Origin of the sequence: Chromobacterium sp. Panama (genome assembly GCF_003052555.1) — a bacterium.
Lineage (GTDB): Bacteria > Pseudomonadota > Gammaproteobacteria > Burkholderiales > Chromobacteriaceae > Chromobacterium.
The window spans coordinates 3,928,581-3,945,813 of record NZ_QARX01000001.1 but is presented as its reverse complement, the minus strand read 5'-3'; the positions used below and the strand labels follow the sequence as shown (position 1 = coordinate 3,945,813).

The 17,233-nt window shown below is 66.7% G+C and carries 11 protein-coding genes; 8 read left to right on the top strand and 3 right to left on the bottom strand.

Annotated features, from left to right (window positions below; genetic code table 11):
- Positions 1-28 precede the first annotated feature (28 nt).
- A complete protein-coding gene (locus DB032_RS17860; protein WP_146176714.1) occupies positions 29-2,143 on the bottom strand; it encodes a hypothetical protein in 2,115 nt (704 codons plus the stop codon).
- A gap of 700 nt (positions 2,144-2,843) precedes the next feature.
- A complete protein-coding gene (locus tag DB032_RS17850; RefSeq protein WP_107800650.1) occupies positions 2,844-3,980 on the bottom strand; it encodes a sugar diacid recognition domain-containing protein in 1,137 nt (378 codons plus the stop codon).
- A 184-nt stretch (positions 3,981-4,164) separates the two neighbouring features.
- Here DB032_RS17850 and DB032_RS17845 point away from each other — a divergent pair, with 184 nt between their 5' ends.
- Together DB032_RS17845 and DB032_RS17840 are read left to right on the top strand one after the other, a co-directional pair.
- The gene (locus DB032_RS17845; protein WP_227105050.1) at positions 4,165-5,484 is read left to right on the top strand and encodes an MFS transporter; all 1,320 of its coding nucleotides are present in this window, start codon (positions 4,165-4,167) and stop codon (positions 5,482-5,484) included.
- 37 nt (positions 5,485-5,521) lie between these two features.
- Positions 5,522-6,688 (top strand): glycerate kinase, encoded by a 1,167-nt coding sequence (locus DB032_RS17840; protein ID WP_107800648.1) that lies wholly within the window; start codon positions 5,522-5,524, stop codon positions 6,686-6,688.
- Here DB032_RS17840 and DB032_RS17835 read toward each other — a convergent pair.
- Positions 6,661-7,356, bottom strand: a complete 696-nt coding sequence (locus DB032_RS17835; protein ID WP_107800647.1) for a S4 domain-containing protein — start codon at positions 7,354-7,356, stop codon at positions 6,661-6,663. The genes DB032_RS17840 and DB032_RS17835 overlap by 28 nt on opposite strands.
- A gap of 136 nt (positions 7,357-7,492) precedes the next feature.
- Between DB032_RS17835 and DB032_RS17830 the strand changes: the two genes are divergently transcribed.
- The 6 genes from DB032_RS17830 (at position 7,493) to DB032_RS17805 (ending at position 17,001) form a co-directional block, all read left to right on the top strand.
- Positions 7,493-8,209 (top strand): SDR family oxidoreductase, encoded by a 717-nt coding sequence (locus DB032_RS17830; protein ID WP_107800646.1) that lies wholly within the window; start codon positions 7,493-7,495, stop codon positions 8,207-8,209.
- Positions 8,210-8,280: 71 nt separating this feature from the next.
- Positions 8,281-11,874, top strand: a complete 3,594-nt coding sequence (recB, locus tag DB032_RS17825) for an exodeoxyribonuclease V subunit beta (RefSeq protein WP_107800645.1) — start codon at positions 8,281-8,283, stop codon at positions 11,872-11,874.
- Between the two features lie 113 nt (positions 11,875-11,987).
- Complete coding sequence (pap, locus tag DB032_RS17820) at positions 11,988-13,472, top strand: polyphosphate:AMP phosphotransferase (RefSeq protein ID WP_107800644.1); 1,485 nt, start codon at positions 11,988-11,990, stop codon at positions 13,470-13,472.
- Complete coding sequence (locus DB032_RS17815) at positions 13,447-14,175, top strand: ABC transporter substrate-binding protein (protein WP_158274341.1); 729 nt, start codon at positions 13,447-13,449, stop codon at positions 14,173-14,175. Before pap ends, DB032_RS17815 begins: the two co-directional genes overlap by 26 nt.
- Positions 14,176-14,239: 64 nt before the next feature.
- Positions 14,240-15,937 carry an exodeoxyribonuclease V subunit alpha gene (recD, locus tag DB032_RS17810; protein ID WP_107800642.1) on the top strand — a complete coding sequence of 566 codons (1,698 nt, stop codon included), beginning with the start codon at positions 14,240-14,242 and terminating at the stop codon, positions 15,935-15,937.
- Between the two features lie 176 nt (positions 15,938-16,113).
- Positions 16,114-17,001: a DUF4743 domain-containing protein gene (locus DB032_RS17805; protein WP_107800641.1), complete on the top strand. Its 888-nt coding sequence runs from the start codon at positions 16,114-16,116 to the stop codon at positions 16,999-17,001.
- Positions 17,002-17,233: the final 232 nt, after the last annotated feature.

Genomic DNA, 17,233 nt, shown 5'->3' with positions numbered 1-17,233 from the left:
GACCCTGCCCGGCGGCGGGCCAGGTGAATCAGCCTGCGAGCGGACGATACAAGTGATAACGGCCGCTTTGTCGTTCCACTAGCAACAGCAATGGCGGCAGTGATGGGACCGGGGTCTCAATGGAGCGGCGGTTGCGGCTCACCGGCACGCCTTCCGGCAGGCGTTGCTGAAAATGGTCAGAGCGGTCGGCGGCGGCCTTCAGCGTTTGGTAGTCGCGCTCGAAACCAGCAGGGTCGCTGTCCGCCTTGCCCAGGAAGGAGACGAACTGGGCGATGGAGTCGGCGTTCTTGAGCCCTTTGAACGCAATGTTGATGTTATCGATCTGCGGCAGGTCGGCGCCGCCGTAGCGGCTATCCTTCTCGATATGCTTATTGGCCAGGTTAATCAGTTCGAATACATCGACATCGCCGACGCGGGCCTGCTTTTGCGTACCGACATAAGCGAAGTCCAGCGTGTTGGGGCCGCCATGCGACAGCTCGTGGATCAGCACATCGGCGACCGCGCTCGGGTTTTTGCCCATCCGTTCGTAATAGGCGTAGAAGCCATCGCGGCCAACATTGATGATTTTTGATTTGGGCTTGCGGCCCAGCATCTGGTATTGCTCCCTGGAGAGTTCCGCCACCGTGGTGGGAGAGCCGACCCGGCTGTCGAAATTGAAGTTGGCGGTGTCGATGCGCGCCAGATCGCCCTGGATCTGGTCCAGATATTTGCCCAGCTGCGCCAAGCGTTTCGGGTCCTGATGGAAGGTTTTGCCGAAATAGGCCTCTTCCGCCAACTGGACCTGGGGGCGAAGGTCGGAGCGGTTCAAGGCCTGGATCGCATTGGCGATTTTGGTTTGCGCGATTGGCAGCGCCTTGCCTATGGCCTTGCGCGCGGCGCGGATTTTCAGCGGCTTGCCGATGATAGGCATGTTAACCAGTTTGAACGCGGGATTGTCCCGGCTGGCTGGTTTGGCCAATTCCACCTCGACGCGCTTGCCGTGGGCGCTCAGCTCGATCTGCAGATTGCGGGCGCCCCCAAGCTGCACTTGCTTGCCGTGCCGTTGAACGGGGTAGTACTGCTGGTCGATGGCCAGGACGTATTGGCCATCGCCGGTGCGCTGGATGCCGAAGTGATTGGGCGTGGATAGCTGGCGCTCATCCAGGGCCAGCGGCGCGATGTCGTGCTTGGCGATGGCCGCGCGCAGTTCGGGAGCGGCCTGTCGCGTGAGCTCGTGCTTGATATGCCATTCGCTCAGACGATTTTCCACTTCCAGGGGCGCAGCGTCAGGCCGGCGGGCATCGTAGATGTATTCCTTGCCGGTGGCGAGTTCATGACGGTAAGGCACCAGGCGGCCAAACAGCTCGATGGCTTCAAGCCGTGCCGGTTGCGCAGTGAAGGAATTGTGAACGCTGTAGACATGAGGCGTGTTCGCGCTGCTGGAGCGATGCAAGTGATGCGGACCCAGCGCCAGTTTATGGGCGGCCAATTGTTCCTGCTTGCTGAAGTGCCGGAATTTGCCATCGCCTAGCAAGCGCCATTCCTGTGCGAGATGGTTGAAATAGACTTCGCGGTTAGCGAACTTTCCCTGCTGCTTGGCCGGGATTTGCGCAAAGCTGCGGCCATCCTTCTCCAACAAGGCGACGTCATGGTGTTTGCCGTTGGCTTTGAGTTTGATGTGGTTACGACCGTTTTTGAGATGGAATGCCGGCAGGTCTATTCCTGAAGCCTTGCCGCCAGGCTGGGGCGCGGTTTGCAAACGCTGCCGCTCGGCATGGCTCATCCCATCAATGCTGAAGCGGGCTTGTTGGGTCACTTGCTGCAACAGGTTGAGTTCTTCTTCCCGCGAGGTGGGTTTGCCTTCCAGGTCATTGGCTGCATGCTCCAGCAGAGGGCCGACGATGTATTGCGCGATGGCCAAGGGCTGGCTGCCTGGCAGCAGCGTCAGGACTTGGGAGGTGATGGCATCGACTTTCTCGGTGATGTCGGTGATGGCCGAGATCTCCTCGGACGTGGCGCAGCCGCGGCCCTGTCTCCAGCTGTCGACATGCTTGCTTTCCGTGGCCAGTGCGGTGATGGGGTTGCGCAAGGTTTTGCCGATTTGGCGCAGCACTTGGGCGAAGGACAGATTCTCGCCTTCGTTCATGCAGGAAAAATCAAACATCTTAACGATCTTGACGTCGTCAGGCGCAGCGGTCGTGGTCGTGGTCTTGGGTTTGGGAACGACATGGCGCGCTTGGCGGAGCAGGGGCGTTTCCGGCTGTGGAGGCGCGGAGCGGGAAGAGGGCTGGCTGTGGACCTGGAGCAGCGCCGAGGGGAGGGCGGATGGCGCGGAGGACGCTGGAAGCAATGGCGATTCGCGGTTGAGAAGAGGTTGGACCCCGGCCTGGACATACAGGCCGCTCAGCAGAACGTTTTTCAAGGTGAGGGGAAAGGCGGGGGCGAAAGCGTGGATGCCGACGAATCGGGTGCATTGCGTATTTGTTTCACCTGAGCAAACAGATTTTCCGTTTCACGCCGTTCTGCCGGGGTTTTTGCGTTGGCGAGCAGTTGCGCTTCAATCGGGCTAGGCTGCTGGGAGGGGCGACTTGAGAAAAAGGGAATGGAAGGCATATGGCGGTCCTGTGCGGTGAGGGCGATCTCGGGCATCGCGACAGGGGGCAATACTAGAGACAGGCTTGGAGCCTGCCTCTCAAAAAGTGTCCATACGCCGTCTTGGTCTTGTTTCGTTGCAGCAGTCATGGACTGCGCATAAGCATCTGGAGACCTTGCTGGAAATCGCGCTGGCGCAGCAGGGGGCCAAGCCGGCGCGGCTCAAGCGCATCGGCCGGTAGCCCGAGGCCGAGGCCGTCGACGAGCGAGTGTCACCCCAGCAGCAGCGCGACGTAGAGCCGGAAACGGTCCTCGTGACGCTGCAGGTCCAGTCCGGTGATGTCGGCGATGCGGCCCAGCCGGTAGTCCAGCGTGTTGCGGTGGATGTGCAGCGCCCGCGCGGTGGCGCCGGGGTGGGACTGGTGGGCGAACCAGGCCTCGGCGGTGCGGCGCAGCCCGCTTTTGCCGGCCTGCTCCAGCCTTTGCAGCGGCTGCCGCAATTGCTGGGCCTGCCAGCCGTGATCCAGGCCGGACAGCAGCACCGGCAGCGCCAGTTCGTAATAGCTGTGCGCCCGCCGCTTGGGCTGTCGTTGCCGGCCGATGCGCGCGGCGGCGCGGGCGCTGAGACAGGATTGGGCCGCGCCGTCCCGCCCCGGCAGCGCAATGCCCATGCCCAGGCGGAAGCCGGGCGCCGCCGTTTCTTCCAGCCAGGCGGCCAGCGCGCGCAGCCGGCGTTGCAGCAGCGCTTCGCGTTCGGCTTCGCCTTCCTCCTCGCAAGCCTCCACCAGCACCAGCTCGTAAGGGCCGGTGGCCGCGCTCAGCAAGCGCGGCCAGCGCGCCGCCAGCGCCGATTGCAGCTGTTGCAGCGCCGCCTGGGCCTGATCGGCGGCCAAGCCCTCTTCATCCAGTTGCAGGCTCAGCGCCACATGATGCTGTTCCAAGCGCAGCCCCAGGCGCTGCGCCCAGGCGTCCAGCGCCGCGCCGGGCTCGCCGCGTATCCATTCCAGCACAAAGGCTTCGCGCTGGCGCGCGTCGTGTTGCAGCGCCCGCTGCAACTGCGCCTGCTCCAGAATCATCTCGGCGGTCAGCCGCACCAGTTCGCCGAACTGGCGAACCTGCTCCGGCTGGCCGGTCAGGCCGACCACGCCCGCGATGCGGCCGTTCACGTGCAAGGGCAGGTTGATGCCGGGACGGGAGCCGTGCAGCTTGCCGGCGGTGGCCTCGTCTATCTCCACCGTGCGTCGCTGCGCCAGCGCCAGCAGCGCGCCGTCGTGCAACTGCCCCAGCCGGCCGGCGTCGCCGCTGCCCAGAATCGCGCCTTGGGCGTCCATCACGTTCACGTTGAACGGAATGATGCGCATGGTGCGGCTGACGATGTCCTGCGCGAGTTCGGCGGTCAGAATGGGCATGGCGCGTCCAGGGTTTGTGCGTTTGCATAATATATTCCGGCAATTCCCGCGCATAAACCAGACGTCTGCACGAAGTATTTTCCGTTGGCGCTGACCAGAATGAGCGACGCGATACAAAAACAATATTCATCAGAACCAAGGAGACGCGCCGGAGGGAGAGCCCCCGCGCGCAGAGGAGATGGATGTGAACCCTAGCGATACCCTGAGCGCGCCGCGGCAGGACATTCTGGCCGGCGCTTACAAGAAAGCCGTTTGGCGGCTGATTCCCTTCATTTTCGTTTGTTATCTGTTCAACTATCTGGACCGCGTCAACGTCGGCTTCGCCAAGCTGGAGATGCTGGACGCGCTGGGCTTGAGCGAAACCGTCTACGGCCTGGGCGCCGGCATTTTCTTCATCGGCTATGTGCTGTGCGGCGTGCCCAGCAATCTGATGCTGCACAAGGTGGGCGCGCGGCGCTGGATCGCCTTGCTGATGCTGGTGTGGGGCACGCTGTCCGCTTGTCTGATGTTCGTGTCCACGCCGCAGTCCTTCTACACGCTGCGCTTTTTCACCGGCGTGGCCGAGGCCGGCTTCTTTCCCGGCATCGTGCTGTACTTCACCCGCTGGTTTCCGGCCGACAAGCGCGGCCAGGTGATGGCGCTGTTCATGTCGGCCATCCCGGTGTCCGGCGTGCTGGGCGGGCCGCTGTCCGGCTGGATGCTGCAGCATTTCGCCGCCGGACAAGGCGGTCTGGCCGGCTGGCAGTGGCTGTTCCTGCTGCAAGGCCTGCCCACGGTGTTGCTGGGCCTGGGCGTGTATTTCTATCTGAACGACGGCATCGCCGAGGCGCGCTGGCTGAGCGCGGAAGAGAAAGCGGCGATGCGGCAGGCGCTGATCGACGACGAGGCGCGGCGCTCGGCGCAGCGGCCGGTGGAGCAGTCCTTCGCCAGCGTGCTGCGCAACGTCAATGTGTGGATGTTGGGCGCGATCTATTTCGCCATCCAGATGGGGGTGTACGCGATCAACTTCTGGCTGCCGTCCATCATCAAGGGTCTGGGTTTCCAGAGCGCCGGCGTCATCGGCTGGCTCAGCGCGCTGCCTTATCTGGCCGCCTGCTTCTTCATGGTCTGGGTCGGCCGTTCCGGCGACCGGCGCGGAGAACGCCGCTGGCACGTGGTGCTGCCGCTGCTGATGGGCGTGCTGGGCTTGCTGATGGCGGCCAATAGCGGCGGCGCGGTCTGGCTGTCCATGCTGGGCCTGAGCCTGGCCACCATGGGCGCGCTGGCCGGCCTGTCCATGTTCTGGCCGCTGCCCACCGCCTTTCTCGGCAGCGCGGCCGCCGCCGGCGGGCTGGCCTTGATCAATTCGCTGGGCCAGGTGGCCGGCTTCGTCAGCCCCTTCCTGGTGGGCTGGATCAAGGACCTGACTCACAGCACGGATCCGGCGCTGTACATTCTGTCCGGCGTGATGCTGGCCGGCGCGCTGCTGGTGCTGCGGATTCCGCCGCGGCTGGTCAATCGCTAATATCTTGCCATCGTCGTCTCTTGTGATTGAAAACCGCATGAAAATCGTGATTGCCCCGGACTCCTACAAGGAAAGCCTGAGCGCGCTGCAGGTGGCCCAGGCGATAGAGGACGGCTTCCGCCAGGTGTTTCCCGCCGCCCGCTACCACAAGCTGCCGATGGCGGACGGCGGCGAGGGCACGGTGCAGGCGATGCTGGACGCCCTAGGCGGCCAGTGGCGCGAGGCGTCGGCGCGAGGCCCGTTGGGCGAGACCTTGTCCGCGCGCTACGGGCTGACAGCGGACGGCGTGGCGGTGATAGAAATGGCCGCCGCCAGCGGCCTGGCCTTATTGCCGCCGGAACGGCGCAACCCCTTGCTGACCGGCAGCCACGGCACCGGAGATCTGATCCGCGACGCGCTGGACGCCGGCGCGCGCCGCTTTGTGCTGGGCATAGGCGGCAGCGCCACCAACGACGGCGGCGCCGGCATGTTGCAGGCGCTGGGCGCCAGGCTGCTGGACGCGGACGGAGGCGAACTGCCGGCCGGCGGCGCGGCCTTGGCGAGCCTGGCGCGGCTGGACCTGTCCGGGCTGGATCCGCGGCTGGCGGCCTGCCGCATCGACGTGGCCTGCGACGTGGACAACCCCCTGACCGGCCCGCGCGGCGCGTCGGCGGTGTTCGGGCCGCAGAAGGGCGCGACGCCGGCGATGGTGGCGGCGCTGGATGCGGCTTTGGCGCATTTCGCAGTCTTGATGGAGGGCGAGTCGGGCGTGGCCGCGGCCGAGGCGGCCGGGGCCGGCGCGGCCGGCGGCATGGGCGCCGCGCTGCTGGCCTGCCTGGGCGGCCGGCTGCGTTCCGGCAGCGCCATCGTCGCCGAGGCCGTCGGCCTGGACGCGGCGTTGGCCGACGCCGATCTGGCGGTGACCGGCGAAGGCCGCATCGATAGCCAGAGCGTGCAAGGCAAGACGCCGATAGGCGTCGCCCGCGTCGCCCGGCGTCATGGGGTGCCGGTGCTGGCGATAGGCGGTTGTCTGGGCGCGGGCAGCGAACTGACCCACGCGCACGGGCTGGACGCGGTGTTCGCCGCGGTCAGCCGGCCGTGCAGCCAGGAACAGGCCTTGACCGAGGCCGCGGACAATGTCAGCCGCGCCGCGCGCAACGCGGCGGCGGCGCTGGCGCTGGGCATGAAGCTGGGTTCTCAGAAACGCTCGAAGTCCGGCACATAACGCCACTGCCCGGCCGCCAACTGGCCTATCGCCAGCCGGCCGATGCGGATGCAGCGCAGCGCCAGCGGGCTGACGCCCAGGCCGGCGCAGATATCGTCCAGCCAGCGCGCGTCGCGCGCCGCGAGCACCAGGCGCAGTTGTCGGTCGCTCTGGCGCGAGACTTTGAGTTCGCGCGGTGCTTTGCCGCCGGGGCGCAGGCCGCTCTGTCTTTGTTGCAGTTCGGCGGCGGCGGGCGCGGCGTCGACATTGATCAGGAATTCCAGCTGGCAATCGGCCAGCCGCTGCGCCAGCTTGCGGTCCTGGGTCAGCGCCACCAGGCCGTGGGCGCGATCGGCGACGGCGCCGACACCTTGCAGATGCTGGCGATGGCGCGGCAGCCAGCTCAGCCCGCTGACGTCGCCCGGCATCTGGCTGTCCGGGCCCAGCAGGGACAGCGGCTCGGCGCCGGCCGGCTTGTGCAGCAGCAGGGTGACCGCCGCGTCGCGCTGCGCGTCGGGCCGGCCCAGGAGTTCGACGCGCTGCTGCGGCTCCACCCGGCTGCCCAGCGCGGTGACGACCTGGCCGTCCACTTTCACCAGACCCTGCTCGATGCAGGCGTCGGCTTCGCGCCGCGTGCACAGGCCCAGTTCCACCATGCGTTTTGAAAGTCGGATTGCGGCGTCGCTCATTGTGTCAGGCCTTGAATGCGGGGTTCGGGCGGCGATTATCCCCTTTGCCGGCGTGGCCGACAAATTTGACGAATCAGGTATCCTTCTCGTCTGTCACTGCCGCGGAACCGCCGCGCAGATTCATTTTGGAGACGCCGTGAATATACTGATCATTGGAGCGAGCCGGGGCCTTGGCAAGGCTTTTGTGGAAGGATTGGGGCGGGAGGGCGACCGCGTGATCGGCGTTTCCAGGCGCAGGCCTGAAGACCTGAAGCCGCCGGCCGGCGTTGCGCTGGACTGGATAGAGGCCGATTTGTCCAAGCCGGCGCTGGCCGTGGAGCAAGTGATGAGCGCGCTGCCGGAACGGCTGGACGTGGTGATGTGCAATGTGGGGATCTGGGAGCGGGAGGCGTTTGAGTCCTCCTATGCGTTTTCCCGCTGTTCGGATCTGGAGCTGATGGAAGTGGTCCAGGTCAATATCGCTTCGACGATTCTGCTGCTCAAACATCTGCTGCCGCGCATGTCGGGCGCGGCCAAGCCGCAGCTCATCCTGACGGGGTCGACTTCGGGCCTGCCGCGCAGCGGCCGTCCCGAAGTGGCTTTCGCCGCCAGCAAGTTCGCCTTGAGCGGCATGGCCGACGCGCTGCGGGAGGAATACCGCGCGCAGCGCCTGGCCGTGACCTGCCTGCAATTGGGCTACCTCAATACGGAGGACGATTTGTCCGTGCCCCGCGAACACGCCGCCGAGCGCGGCGCCGGCCAGCTGATCCCGCTGCACGACGTGGTGAGCCTGACGCGCGCCTTGCTGAATTTGTCCGACGCCTCCTTCGCGCGGGAAATCGTCCTGCCCGCTATCCTGGACGAGCGCTTCTGAATGCGGACAAGCGACGCTGGCCCCGATGACGGGTCGTTTAAATGGCCAAATCGCATTAAAGTGTCGCCATCATGAGCCTGCTTCCCCAAGCGCTGGACGCGCTGAACTGCCCGCTGAGCGGCATCAACCTGATCGAAGCCTCGGCCGGCACCGGCAAAACCTGGACCATTGCGGCTCTGTTCGCCCGGTTATTGCTGGAAGAGCGCGACGGTCAGCCGCCGCCCACCGTCGATCAAGTGCTGGTGGTGACCTATACCAAGGCCGCCACCGCGGAGCTGCGCGAACGGCTGCGCCGGCGCTTGAGCGAGCTGGCGCAGACGCTGGCCGGAGAAGGCGAGGCCGGCGGCGATCCCTTTCTGTCGGCGCTGGCGGCGCGTTTTCCGCCCGGCGCGGCGCGGGAGCAGGCCTCGCAGCGGCTCAAGGCCGCGATCACCGGCTTCGACGCCGCCGCCATCTACACCATCCACGGCTTCTGCCAGCGGGTGCTGACCGACGCCGCCTTTGAAAGCAGCCAGACCTTCGAAGCCGAACTGGTCAGCGACGACGAGGAGCGCTTGATCGAGATCGTCGACGACTTCTGGCGGCGGCGGGTGGTGGACGATCCCTTGCTCGCCCAAGTGCTGGTGGACAACGGCGAAACGCCGGACGGCTGGCTGGCGGACATCCGGCCCTATCTGTCCAAGCCCTATCTGCGCATGCGCGCGCCGCACGTGGCCGGCCTGGAGCGCGCCTTGCTCGCGGTGGAGCGGGGCTGGCGGGCGCTGGCGGCGCGGCCGGAAGGCGCGGCGGAGGCCGCCGATCTGCTGCGCGCCGCCGTCGGCTTCAACGCGCGCAGCTACAGCCCGGCCATTATCGAACGCGCCATCGGCGCCCTGGACGGCTTGCTGGCCGCGCCGGAGACCACGCCGGTGCTGGACAAGGAGAGCCGCCGCCAGCTGGACAAGCTGCTGCCGGCCTCGCTGGCCAAGGGCATGAAGAAAGGCCACGCCGCGCCGGAGCACCCCTTGTTCGCCTTGACGGAGGCCTGGCTGGGGGCCTGGGACGCTTATATGGAAGAGGTGGCGCTGTCGGTGGCGCAACTCAAGCTGGAGCTGATCGCCTGGACCAATGAACAATTGAGCGCGCGCCGCGTGGGGGAACGCAGCCGCAGTTTCGACGACCTGTTGACCGATCTGGGCGCGGCGCTGGCCGACCCGATCAGCGGTCCGCTGCTGGCGGCCCACGTGGCGCGCAGCTTCCAGGTGGCCTTGATCGACGAATTCCAGGACACGGACCCCATTCAGTATTCCATCTTCCGACATTGCTTCGTCGCGCAGCGGCGGCCGGTCTTCCTGGTGGGGGATCCGAAGCAGGCGATCTACAGTTTCCGCGGCGCCGACATCTTCGCCTACCTGGCGGCGCGTAACGACGCGCAACATCATTACACGCTGGACACCAACCGCCGCTCCGAGGCTCCGCTGGTCAGCACCGTCAACGCGCTGTTCGCGCGGGAACTGCCGTTTCTGATCGAGGGCATCGCCTATCAGCCGGTGGCGGCGCAACCGGCCTCCGGCGGCCGGCTGGACATCGACGACGACAGGCCGCCGTTCTGCTTTCAATGGCTGAGACCGGAGACCGAGGGCAAGGCCGCCAGCGGAGAAGCCGCCGCCGAAGGGGCCGCCGAGGCCTGCGCCGACGAGATCGCGCGTCTGCTGGCGCTGGCCGCGGTCGATCGCGCCGCCATCATCGCCGGCGAGGCGCGCCGGCCCTTGGCCGGCGGCGACATCGCCGTGCTGGTGTCCACCCATCGTCAGGGAGACCGGGTGCGCCAGTCCTTGGCCGAACGCGGCGTGGCCAGCGTGGCGCTGACCCAGGAGAGCGTGTTCGCCAGCCGCGAGGCCGGCGAGATGCTGGCCTTGCTGCGCGCCTGGGCGGAGCCGGCCAGCGAGGCGCGGCTGCGCGCGGCGCTGGTGACCGAGCTGGCCGGGGTCGACGCCGGAGAGTTGCTGGCCCGGGTGGAGGACGAGGCGCGCTGGGAAGCGCAGCTGCAGGCCAACGCCGCCGACCACCTGCTATGGCGGGAGCGCGGCTTCATGGCCGCCTGGCGGCATTTCTTCGCACGGGAGCGGGTGGCCGAACGCCTGCTGCCGATGCCGGACGGCGAACGCAGGCTGACCAATCTGTCTCATCTGGCCGAACTGCTGCAGCAAGAGAGCGATCAGCGCCAGGGCATGGCGCCGCTGCTGGGCTGGCTGGAAACGCGGGTGGCGCAGCCGCCGGGCGGAGAGGAGGCGGTGCTGCGGCTGGAGAGCGACGCGGCCCTGGTCAAAATCGTCACCATCCACACCGCCAAGGGCCTGCAATACCCGGTGGCCTTCTGCCCTTTTTTGTGGGGCGGCGCGCTGGAGCGACGCGACGCCGCGTTCTGGCGCTACCACGCTCAGGATCAATCCTGGCTGGCGCCGGACGCCGCGGCCGACGCCGAGGTGAAACTGGCGGCGCGCAGCGAACTGTTGGCGGAGAAACTGCGTCTGCTCTACGTGGCGCTGACCCGGGCGCAATATCGCCAATACCTGTGCTGGGGCTGGGTGCGCGGCATGGAGACGGCGGCGCTGAGCTGGCTGCTGCACGGCCGCGACGCGCGCGCCTTGCCGGAGCTGGAAACGCTGGAACTGGACGACGCCGTGCTCAGGCGGGAGCTGGAGGCGTTCGCGGCGACGGCCAACGCCGCCGCGGCAGGCGCTTGCGCGGTGCTGGAGGAGGACGGCGCGCGGCCGGCCTTGGCCGCGCGGCGCGAAACGGGGCGGGATTATCAGGCTCAAGCGTTCACGCGCCGGCTGGCCGCGCCGTGGCGGGTGGCCAGCTTCACCTCGCTGACCCACGCGCAGGCGGCCGGCAAATGGCAGGAGAGCCCGGACCACGACGCGGGCCAGCCCGCGGCGGCGGCGGAAGCGCCGGAGCCGCCGGCCCTGGATCGTTTCGGTTTTCCGCGCGGGGCCAAGGCCGGCACCTGCCTGCACGAGATTTTTGAAACCATCAGCTTCGGCGTGGACGACGCCGGCCTGCGTCAGGCGGTGGAGCGGGCCTTGGCCAAGCACGGCTTCGCGCCGGAGTGGGCCGACGCCGGCTGCGAGATGGTGGCGGCCACGCTGAACGCGGAACTGGATCCGGGGGTGAGACTGGCCGAGGTGCCGGACGGCAAGCGGCTGGTGGAGATGGAGTTCATGCTGCCGGCGCCCAGGCTGGAGGTGGCTAAGCTGGCCGCCATCCTGTCCGCGCCGGAACACGGCCTGGCCGCGCCCTTGCGCGCGGCGGCGGCGCAACTGGACTTTTCCACCGTGCGCGGTTTTCTCAAGGGTTTCATGGACCTGGTGTTCGAATCCGACGGGCGCATTTATCTGGTGGACTATAAATCCAACCACCTGGGCGGGCGGCGCGAAGACTATCGCGCCGAGCGGCTGGCGGAGTCCATCGCCCAAGAACATTATTATCTGCAATACCTGATTTACTGCGTGGCCCTGCGGCGCTATTTCAGCGCGCGAGGCGTGGACTTCGCCGCCCGCTTCGGCGGCGTGCGTTATCTCTATCTGCGCGGCGTCGGCGCCGACGCTTGCGGGATCTGGAGCGATCAGCCCGCGCCGGCCTTGCTGGAGGCGCTGGACCAATGGTTCGCCGGGCATGCGTAGGAATGCGGAGTGCGCAAGCCGCGGTCATGGGACTAAGCTGAACTATCTGAAGTGGAACGCGGCCGGAAGGGGAGAGTGGCGCCGGGGCGAACCGACAATAACAAGGACGCATCATGTTCGAATCCGCCGAAATCGGCCATAGCATCGATAAAAAGACATTCCGGGAAGCCATGCCCAAATTGCGCGAGGCCTTGCTGGACCTGCAATACGATTTGAAGGAGAAAGCCGATTTTCCGGTGCTGATCCTGATTCACGGCTTCGACGGCGCCGGCCGCGGCGAAACCATGAATCTGATCAATGAATGGCTGGACCCGCGCCTGATCGACACCGTGGCCTTCGCCGAAGCCAACGACGACGCCCGCGCCCGGCCCTGGATGTGGCGTTACTGGATGCAGCTGCCGGCCAAGGGCCGCATCGGCATGTTCTTCGGCTCCTATTACTCCGACGCCCTGTTCGACCGGGTGTTCGCCCGCAGCGACCGCGACGCGCTGGACAAGCAGATCTTCGACATCCTGCGCTTCGAACGCATGCTGACCATGGACGGCGCGCTGGTGCTGAAGTTCTGGTTCCACCTGACCCGGGAGCAGCAGCACAAGCGGCTCAAGCAGATGGAAAAAGATCCGGCCAGCAGTTGGCGCGTGACCAAGACCGATTGGGAGCATTACGAGCGCTACGACAAGATACGCAAATCCGCCGAGCACATCCTGCGGCTGACCAATACCGCCGCCGCGCCCTGGGTGGTGGTGGACGGCGAGGACGCCAATTACCGCAGCCTGACCGTGGGCAACACCCTGCTCAACGCCGTCCGCAACCGGCTGGCGCAGGCGCAGGGGTCGCAGGCCGAATTGATAGACGCGCCGCCGCTGCTGGCGCCGATAGACAACAAGCTGTTGCTGGACACCCTGCAACTGGACCAGCCCATGGACAAGGCCGAATACAAGGCCGAGCTGGAAAAACTGCAAGGCCGGCTGCACCGGCTGACCCGTCACCCGCGCTTCGCCCAGCATTCGCTGGTGCTGGCTTTCGAAGGTAACGACGCCGCCGGCAAGGGCGGCAGCATACGCCGCATCACCCAGGCGCTGGACGCGCGGCGCTACCGGGTGGTGCCCATCGCCGCGCCCACCCAGGAAGAAAAGGCCAAACCCTGGCTGTGGCGCTTCTGGCGTCATATGCCGGGCAAGGGCGGCATCACCATTTTCGACCGCACCTGGTACGGCCGGGTGCTGGTGGAACGGGTGGAGGGCTTCGCCAAGGAGGCGGACTGGATGCGCGCCTATTACGAAATCAACGATTTCGAGCATCAGCTGAGCGAAAACGGCGCCGTCATCGTCAAGTTCTGGCTGGCCATCAGCAAGGACGAACAGATGGCGCGCTTCAAGGGACGCGAGGAAACCGGCTTCAAGCGCTTCAAGATCACCGAGGAAGACTGGCGCAACCGCGACAAATGGGACGCCTACAAGCTGGCCGTCAGCGATATGGTGGACCGCACCAGCACCAGCAAGGTGCCGTGGACGCTGGTGGAGGCCAATAATAAATACTATGCCCGCATCAAAATTCTCAAAACCATTTGCGATGCGCTGGAAGTCCGGCTTGCTTGAGCGCGGCGTCCGGCTGATCGCCTTGCTGCTGGCGATGCCGGCCGCGGCCGCGCCCGGCTTGCGCGCCGGCGTGGCCAACGATAGCTTCGGCCCTTTGTACAGCGCCCAGGACGGCGCGCTGGCCACCCAGTACCGCGCCGCGCTGGAGCTGATCGGCCGGCACAGCGGCGTCCGCTTCGAGCTGGAGTACTATCCGTCGTCGCGGCTGCAGCAATTGTTCGAGGTGGGCAAGGTGGATGTGGAAGTGGGCGTCAATCCGTCCTGGCGCGCGCTGTCGCCGGTGGCCGGCTTCTACACCCGGCCCATCGACGTGCAGACGCTGCGGCTGTGCTTCGCCCCCGGCAAGCGGCGCAAGGGCGCGGCGCCGGCCAGCCTCAGCGGCCTGAGTCTGGGCGTGCTGCAGGGGCGCAGCTACCCCGTGCTGGAAGCCGGTTTCGCCAGCGGGCAATTCAAGCGGGTGGAGGCCGCCAGCGAAAGCGATCTGATCAGCGGTCTGCGCCAGGGCAGCATGCAGGCCATCGTCTTGAGTCAGCGTCAGCTGGACTTGCTGCTGAACCGCGCGCCGGAGGCGCAGCCCTGCGCGGCGGGCGACGCCGTGGGCAGCGTGTCGGTGATGCTGCGCCTGCATCCGCAATATCGGCAACTGTTGCCGCAATTGGACAAGGCGATTCAGCAGCTGCAAGATAGCGGCAAATTGCGCTGAAGCGCTTCGAGTCTACCCATTCCGGCTCCGCGTCGCGGAGCGCAAAGCATCCGGATTCCAAGCCATGTCTGTCCAGCAAGCCCTGTTGCCCGCCGAACTCGCCCACTTGTTCGCCCGTCTCGATCCCGGCGTGGACGAGGCCGCGTTGGCGTTGATCCACGAACTGGCCAGCGCCAATCAGGCCGGCCATGTCTGCCTGCCGCTGGCGCAGCGTCCGGAGCGCAAGGCCTTGCAGGCCAGCGCGCTGGTCGGCCGCCCCGGCGACTACGCGCCCCTGATCCTGGACGCCGCCGGCCGGCTGTATTTCGCCCGCCACTGGTTCGACGAAGCGCGGCTGGCCGAGCGCCTGGCCGCGCTGGCCGAGCCGGGACCGGCGCCGGACGGCGCGCGCTTGCGCCCGTTGCTGGAGGCTTTGTTCGGCGCGGCGTCCGCGGCGGGTCCGGACCGGCAGAAGCTGGCGGCGGCCCTGGCGGCGCGTCAGCGCCTGATGATCATTTCCGGCGGTCCGGGCACCGGCAAGACCACCACCGTGCTCAAGCTGCTGGCCTTGCTCGCCGGCCTGTCGCCGCGGCCGCTGGTGATGGCGATGGCGGCGCCCACCGGCAAGGCCGCCGCGCGGCTGTCGGAGTCGGTGCGCGGCGCGCGCGCGCGGCTGGACCTGGCCGAGGATACGCTGCGGCAATTGCCGCAGCAGGCGCAGACGCTGCACCGCTTGCTGGGCTTGCGCCCGGGCGCGGCGGCGCCGCGCCATCACGCCGGCAATCCTTTGCCGCTGGACGTGCTGGTGGTGGACGAGGCGTCGATGATAGACCTGTCCTTGATGGCGCGCATGGTGGAGGCTTTGCCGTCGCAGGCGCGGCTGATTCTGCTGGGCGACCGCGATCAGCTGGCCTCGGTGGACGCCGGCGCGGTGCTGGGCGATTTGTGCGCCGACATCCATTACCGTCCGGATACTCTGGACTGGCTGCGGGCGAACTGCGGCGAAACCCTGCCGTCGATGCCGGGCGCGGGCGGCAAGCTCACCGATTGCGTGGCGCTGCTGACCCACAGCCATCGTTTCGGCGCCGATTCCGGCATCGGCGAACTGGCGCGGCGGGTGAACGCGGGCGACGGCGTCGGCAGTTGGGCGGTGCTGCAGGACCCGGAGTGGGGCGATGTGGAAGCGGTGCCGGCCTTGGAGGCGGCGGAGGTGCTGGCGCGCTGGCGGCCGTATTGGCGGGCGGTGCGCGCGGACGCGCCGCTGGCCGAGCGGCAGCAGGCTTTCGCCGGCTTCATGCTGCTGGCGGCGGAACGGCGCCAGGTGGAGGCCTTCAATCTGCGCGTGGAGCGGCAACTGGAGGCCGACGGCGACAAGCCGGCCGGCCGCGACTGGTATCCGGGGCGGCCGGTGATGATCAGCGAGAACGATTACGGCCTGGGCCTGTTCAACGGCGACATCGGCTTCACGGTGCAGCGCGAGGCCGGTTTGCGCGTGGCCTTTCCCGGCGACGACGGCGGCTGGCGCGAATTCGCCCCCGGCCGGCTGCCGCAGCACGACACCGTGTACGCGATGACGGTGCACAAAAGCCAGGGGTCCGAGTTCGGCGAGGTCTGTCTGCAGCTGCCGGAAGCGGCGGGGCCCTTGCTGAACCGGGCGCTGGTGTATACCGCGATCACCCGGGCGCGGGAGCGCTTCCTCGTGTCCGGCGCGCAGTCGGTGTGGGAACAGGCGGCCGTCGCGGCGCCGCAGCGTTACTCGGGGCTGGCGGATAAATTGAAATGACAAAGTCGTTAAATTGTCTGGGCGGAGGGTTGGCAGAAGCGGCCGCCGAGACAATTCCGCAACATCCCAACGCAAAATAATCTGTTTATTTGCCGGCTGTTACGCCAGATATAGTCAAAGCCCAAGAAGCATCCTAAGATGCAGCCTTCCCGAAACACATCGCAGCGGAGTCGGCAATGCAAGTGGATGCGGTTCTGGCCTATCTCGACAAGATCACCCGTTTTGATCGTCAGCAATTCACGCCTTTGTATATCGGCAAAGAGCGCTTGGGCTGGGTCAACGCGGCGTGGAAGGAACGCTTGCTGAACAGCGAATCGCAGCTGTTCGAGGAGCAATACCAGAAACTGCATTGCCGGCTGGACGGCAGCTACCGCAGCATCAGCCACGCGCTGGCGCAGGCGGCGCGGCGCTGGCAGCAAGCCGGCTGGCTCAATGGCTGGCGCAATGAGAACTTCACCGCCTTCCGCCACGACGGCTCCCCTTATTTCGAGCTGGAACGCGCCGCTTTCCGCCCGCTGGGCCTGACCAGCCGCGCCGTGCACCTGAACGGGCTGACCCGTTTGCCGTCCGGCGAAGTGCGGATGTGGGTGGGGCGCCGCAGCCCGCACAAGGCGGTGGACCCCAATCGCATGGACAACCTGGTCGGCGGCGGCGTCGCCGCCGGCGAAACCATAGAACTGGCGCTGGAGCGCGAGGGGTGGGAAGAAGCCGGCGTGCGCCGCGAGCAGGTGCGGGATTTGCCGCAATCCAGCTTGCTGCTGGCCGAGCGCCCGGTGCAGCGCGGCCTGCACCGCGAATGGATTTACGCTTTCGATCTGTGGCTGGATGCGGGGGAGACGCCCTGTAACCAGGACGGCGAGGTGGCAGAGCACATCCTGACGCCGTTCGCCGAAGTGGAACGCCTGCTGTTGGAAGAGCGCTTCATGATAGACGCGGCCCTGGTCGCCAGCGATTGTCTGGCGCGCCACGGCTATTGGGGAGAGCGCACCCCGACGATAGACGCCGCCTTGGCGCGCATCCGCCACCCTCAGCGCAGCGATGTGCACGCCTTGACCTCCTGCTGATTCCCTTGCCGCGCCGGGACGCTCTTCACAGTGGCCGGCGCGGCTCTCTCGCTATTGTTCTATCCGTTTATATTACATCTGCGTGAATTAATTCAGGAATCTTTGCCTGATGCCACCGGTAATGGGTAGAATCATTCTCAAGAGCGGAAAAATCCGTCAATAAATGCCAAGGGCCCTTGGCCCGCGCCGTTTCCCGCGCCAAATACTCGTGTCGTTAAGCGCCGCCGTCCGC

Coding starts and splice junctions, on each gene's coding strand:
- DB032_RS17805 (WP_107800641.1), top strand. CDS start 16,114: ATGCAAGTGGATGCGGTTCTGGCCTATCTCGACAAGATCACCCGTTTT.
- pap (WP_107800644.1), top strand. CDS start 11,988: ATGTTCGAATCCGCCGAAATCGGCCATAGCATCGATAAAAAGACATTC.
- DB032_RS17840 (WP_107800648.1), top strand. CDS start 5,522: ATGAAAATCGTGATTGCCCCGGACTCCTACAAGGAAAGCCTGAGCGCG.
- recB (WP_107800645.1), top strand. CDS start 8,281: ATGAGCCTGCTTCCCCAAGCGCTGGACGCGCTGAACTGCCCGCTGAGC.
- recD (WP_107800642.1), top strand. CDS start 14,240: ATGTCTGTCCAGCAAGCCCTGTTGCCCGCCGAACTCGCCCACTTGTTC.
- DB032_RS17835 (WP_107800647.1), bottom strand. CDS start 7,356: ATGAGCGACGCCGCAATCCGACTTTCAAAACGCATGGTGGAACTGGGC.
- DB032_RS17860 (WP_146176714.1), bottom strand. CDS start 2,143: ATGTTTGATTTTTCCTGCATGAACGAAGGCGAGAATCTGTCCTTCGCC.
- DB032_RS17815 (WP_158274341.1), top strand. CDS start 13,447: ATGCGCTGGAAGTCCGGCTTGCTTGAGCGCGGCGTCCGGCTGATCGCC.
- DB032_RS17850 (WP_107800650.1), bottom strand. CDS start 3,980: ATGCCCATTCTGACCGCCGAACTCGCGCAGGACATCGTCAGCCGCACC.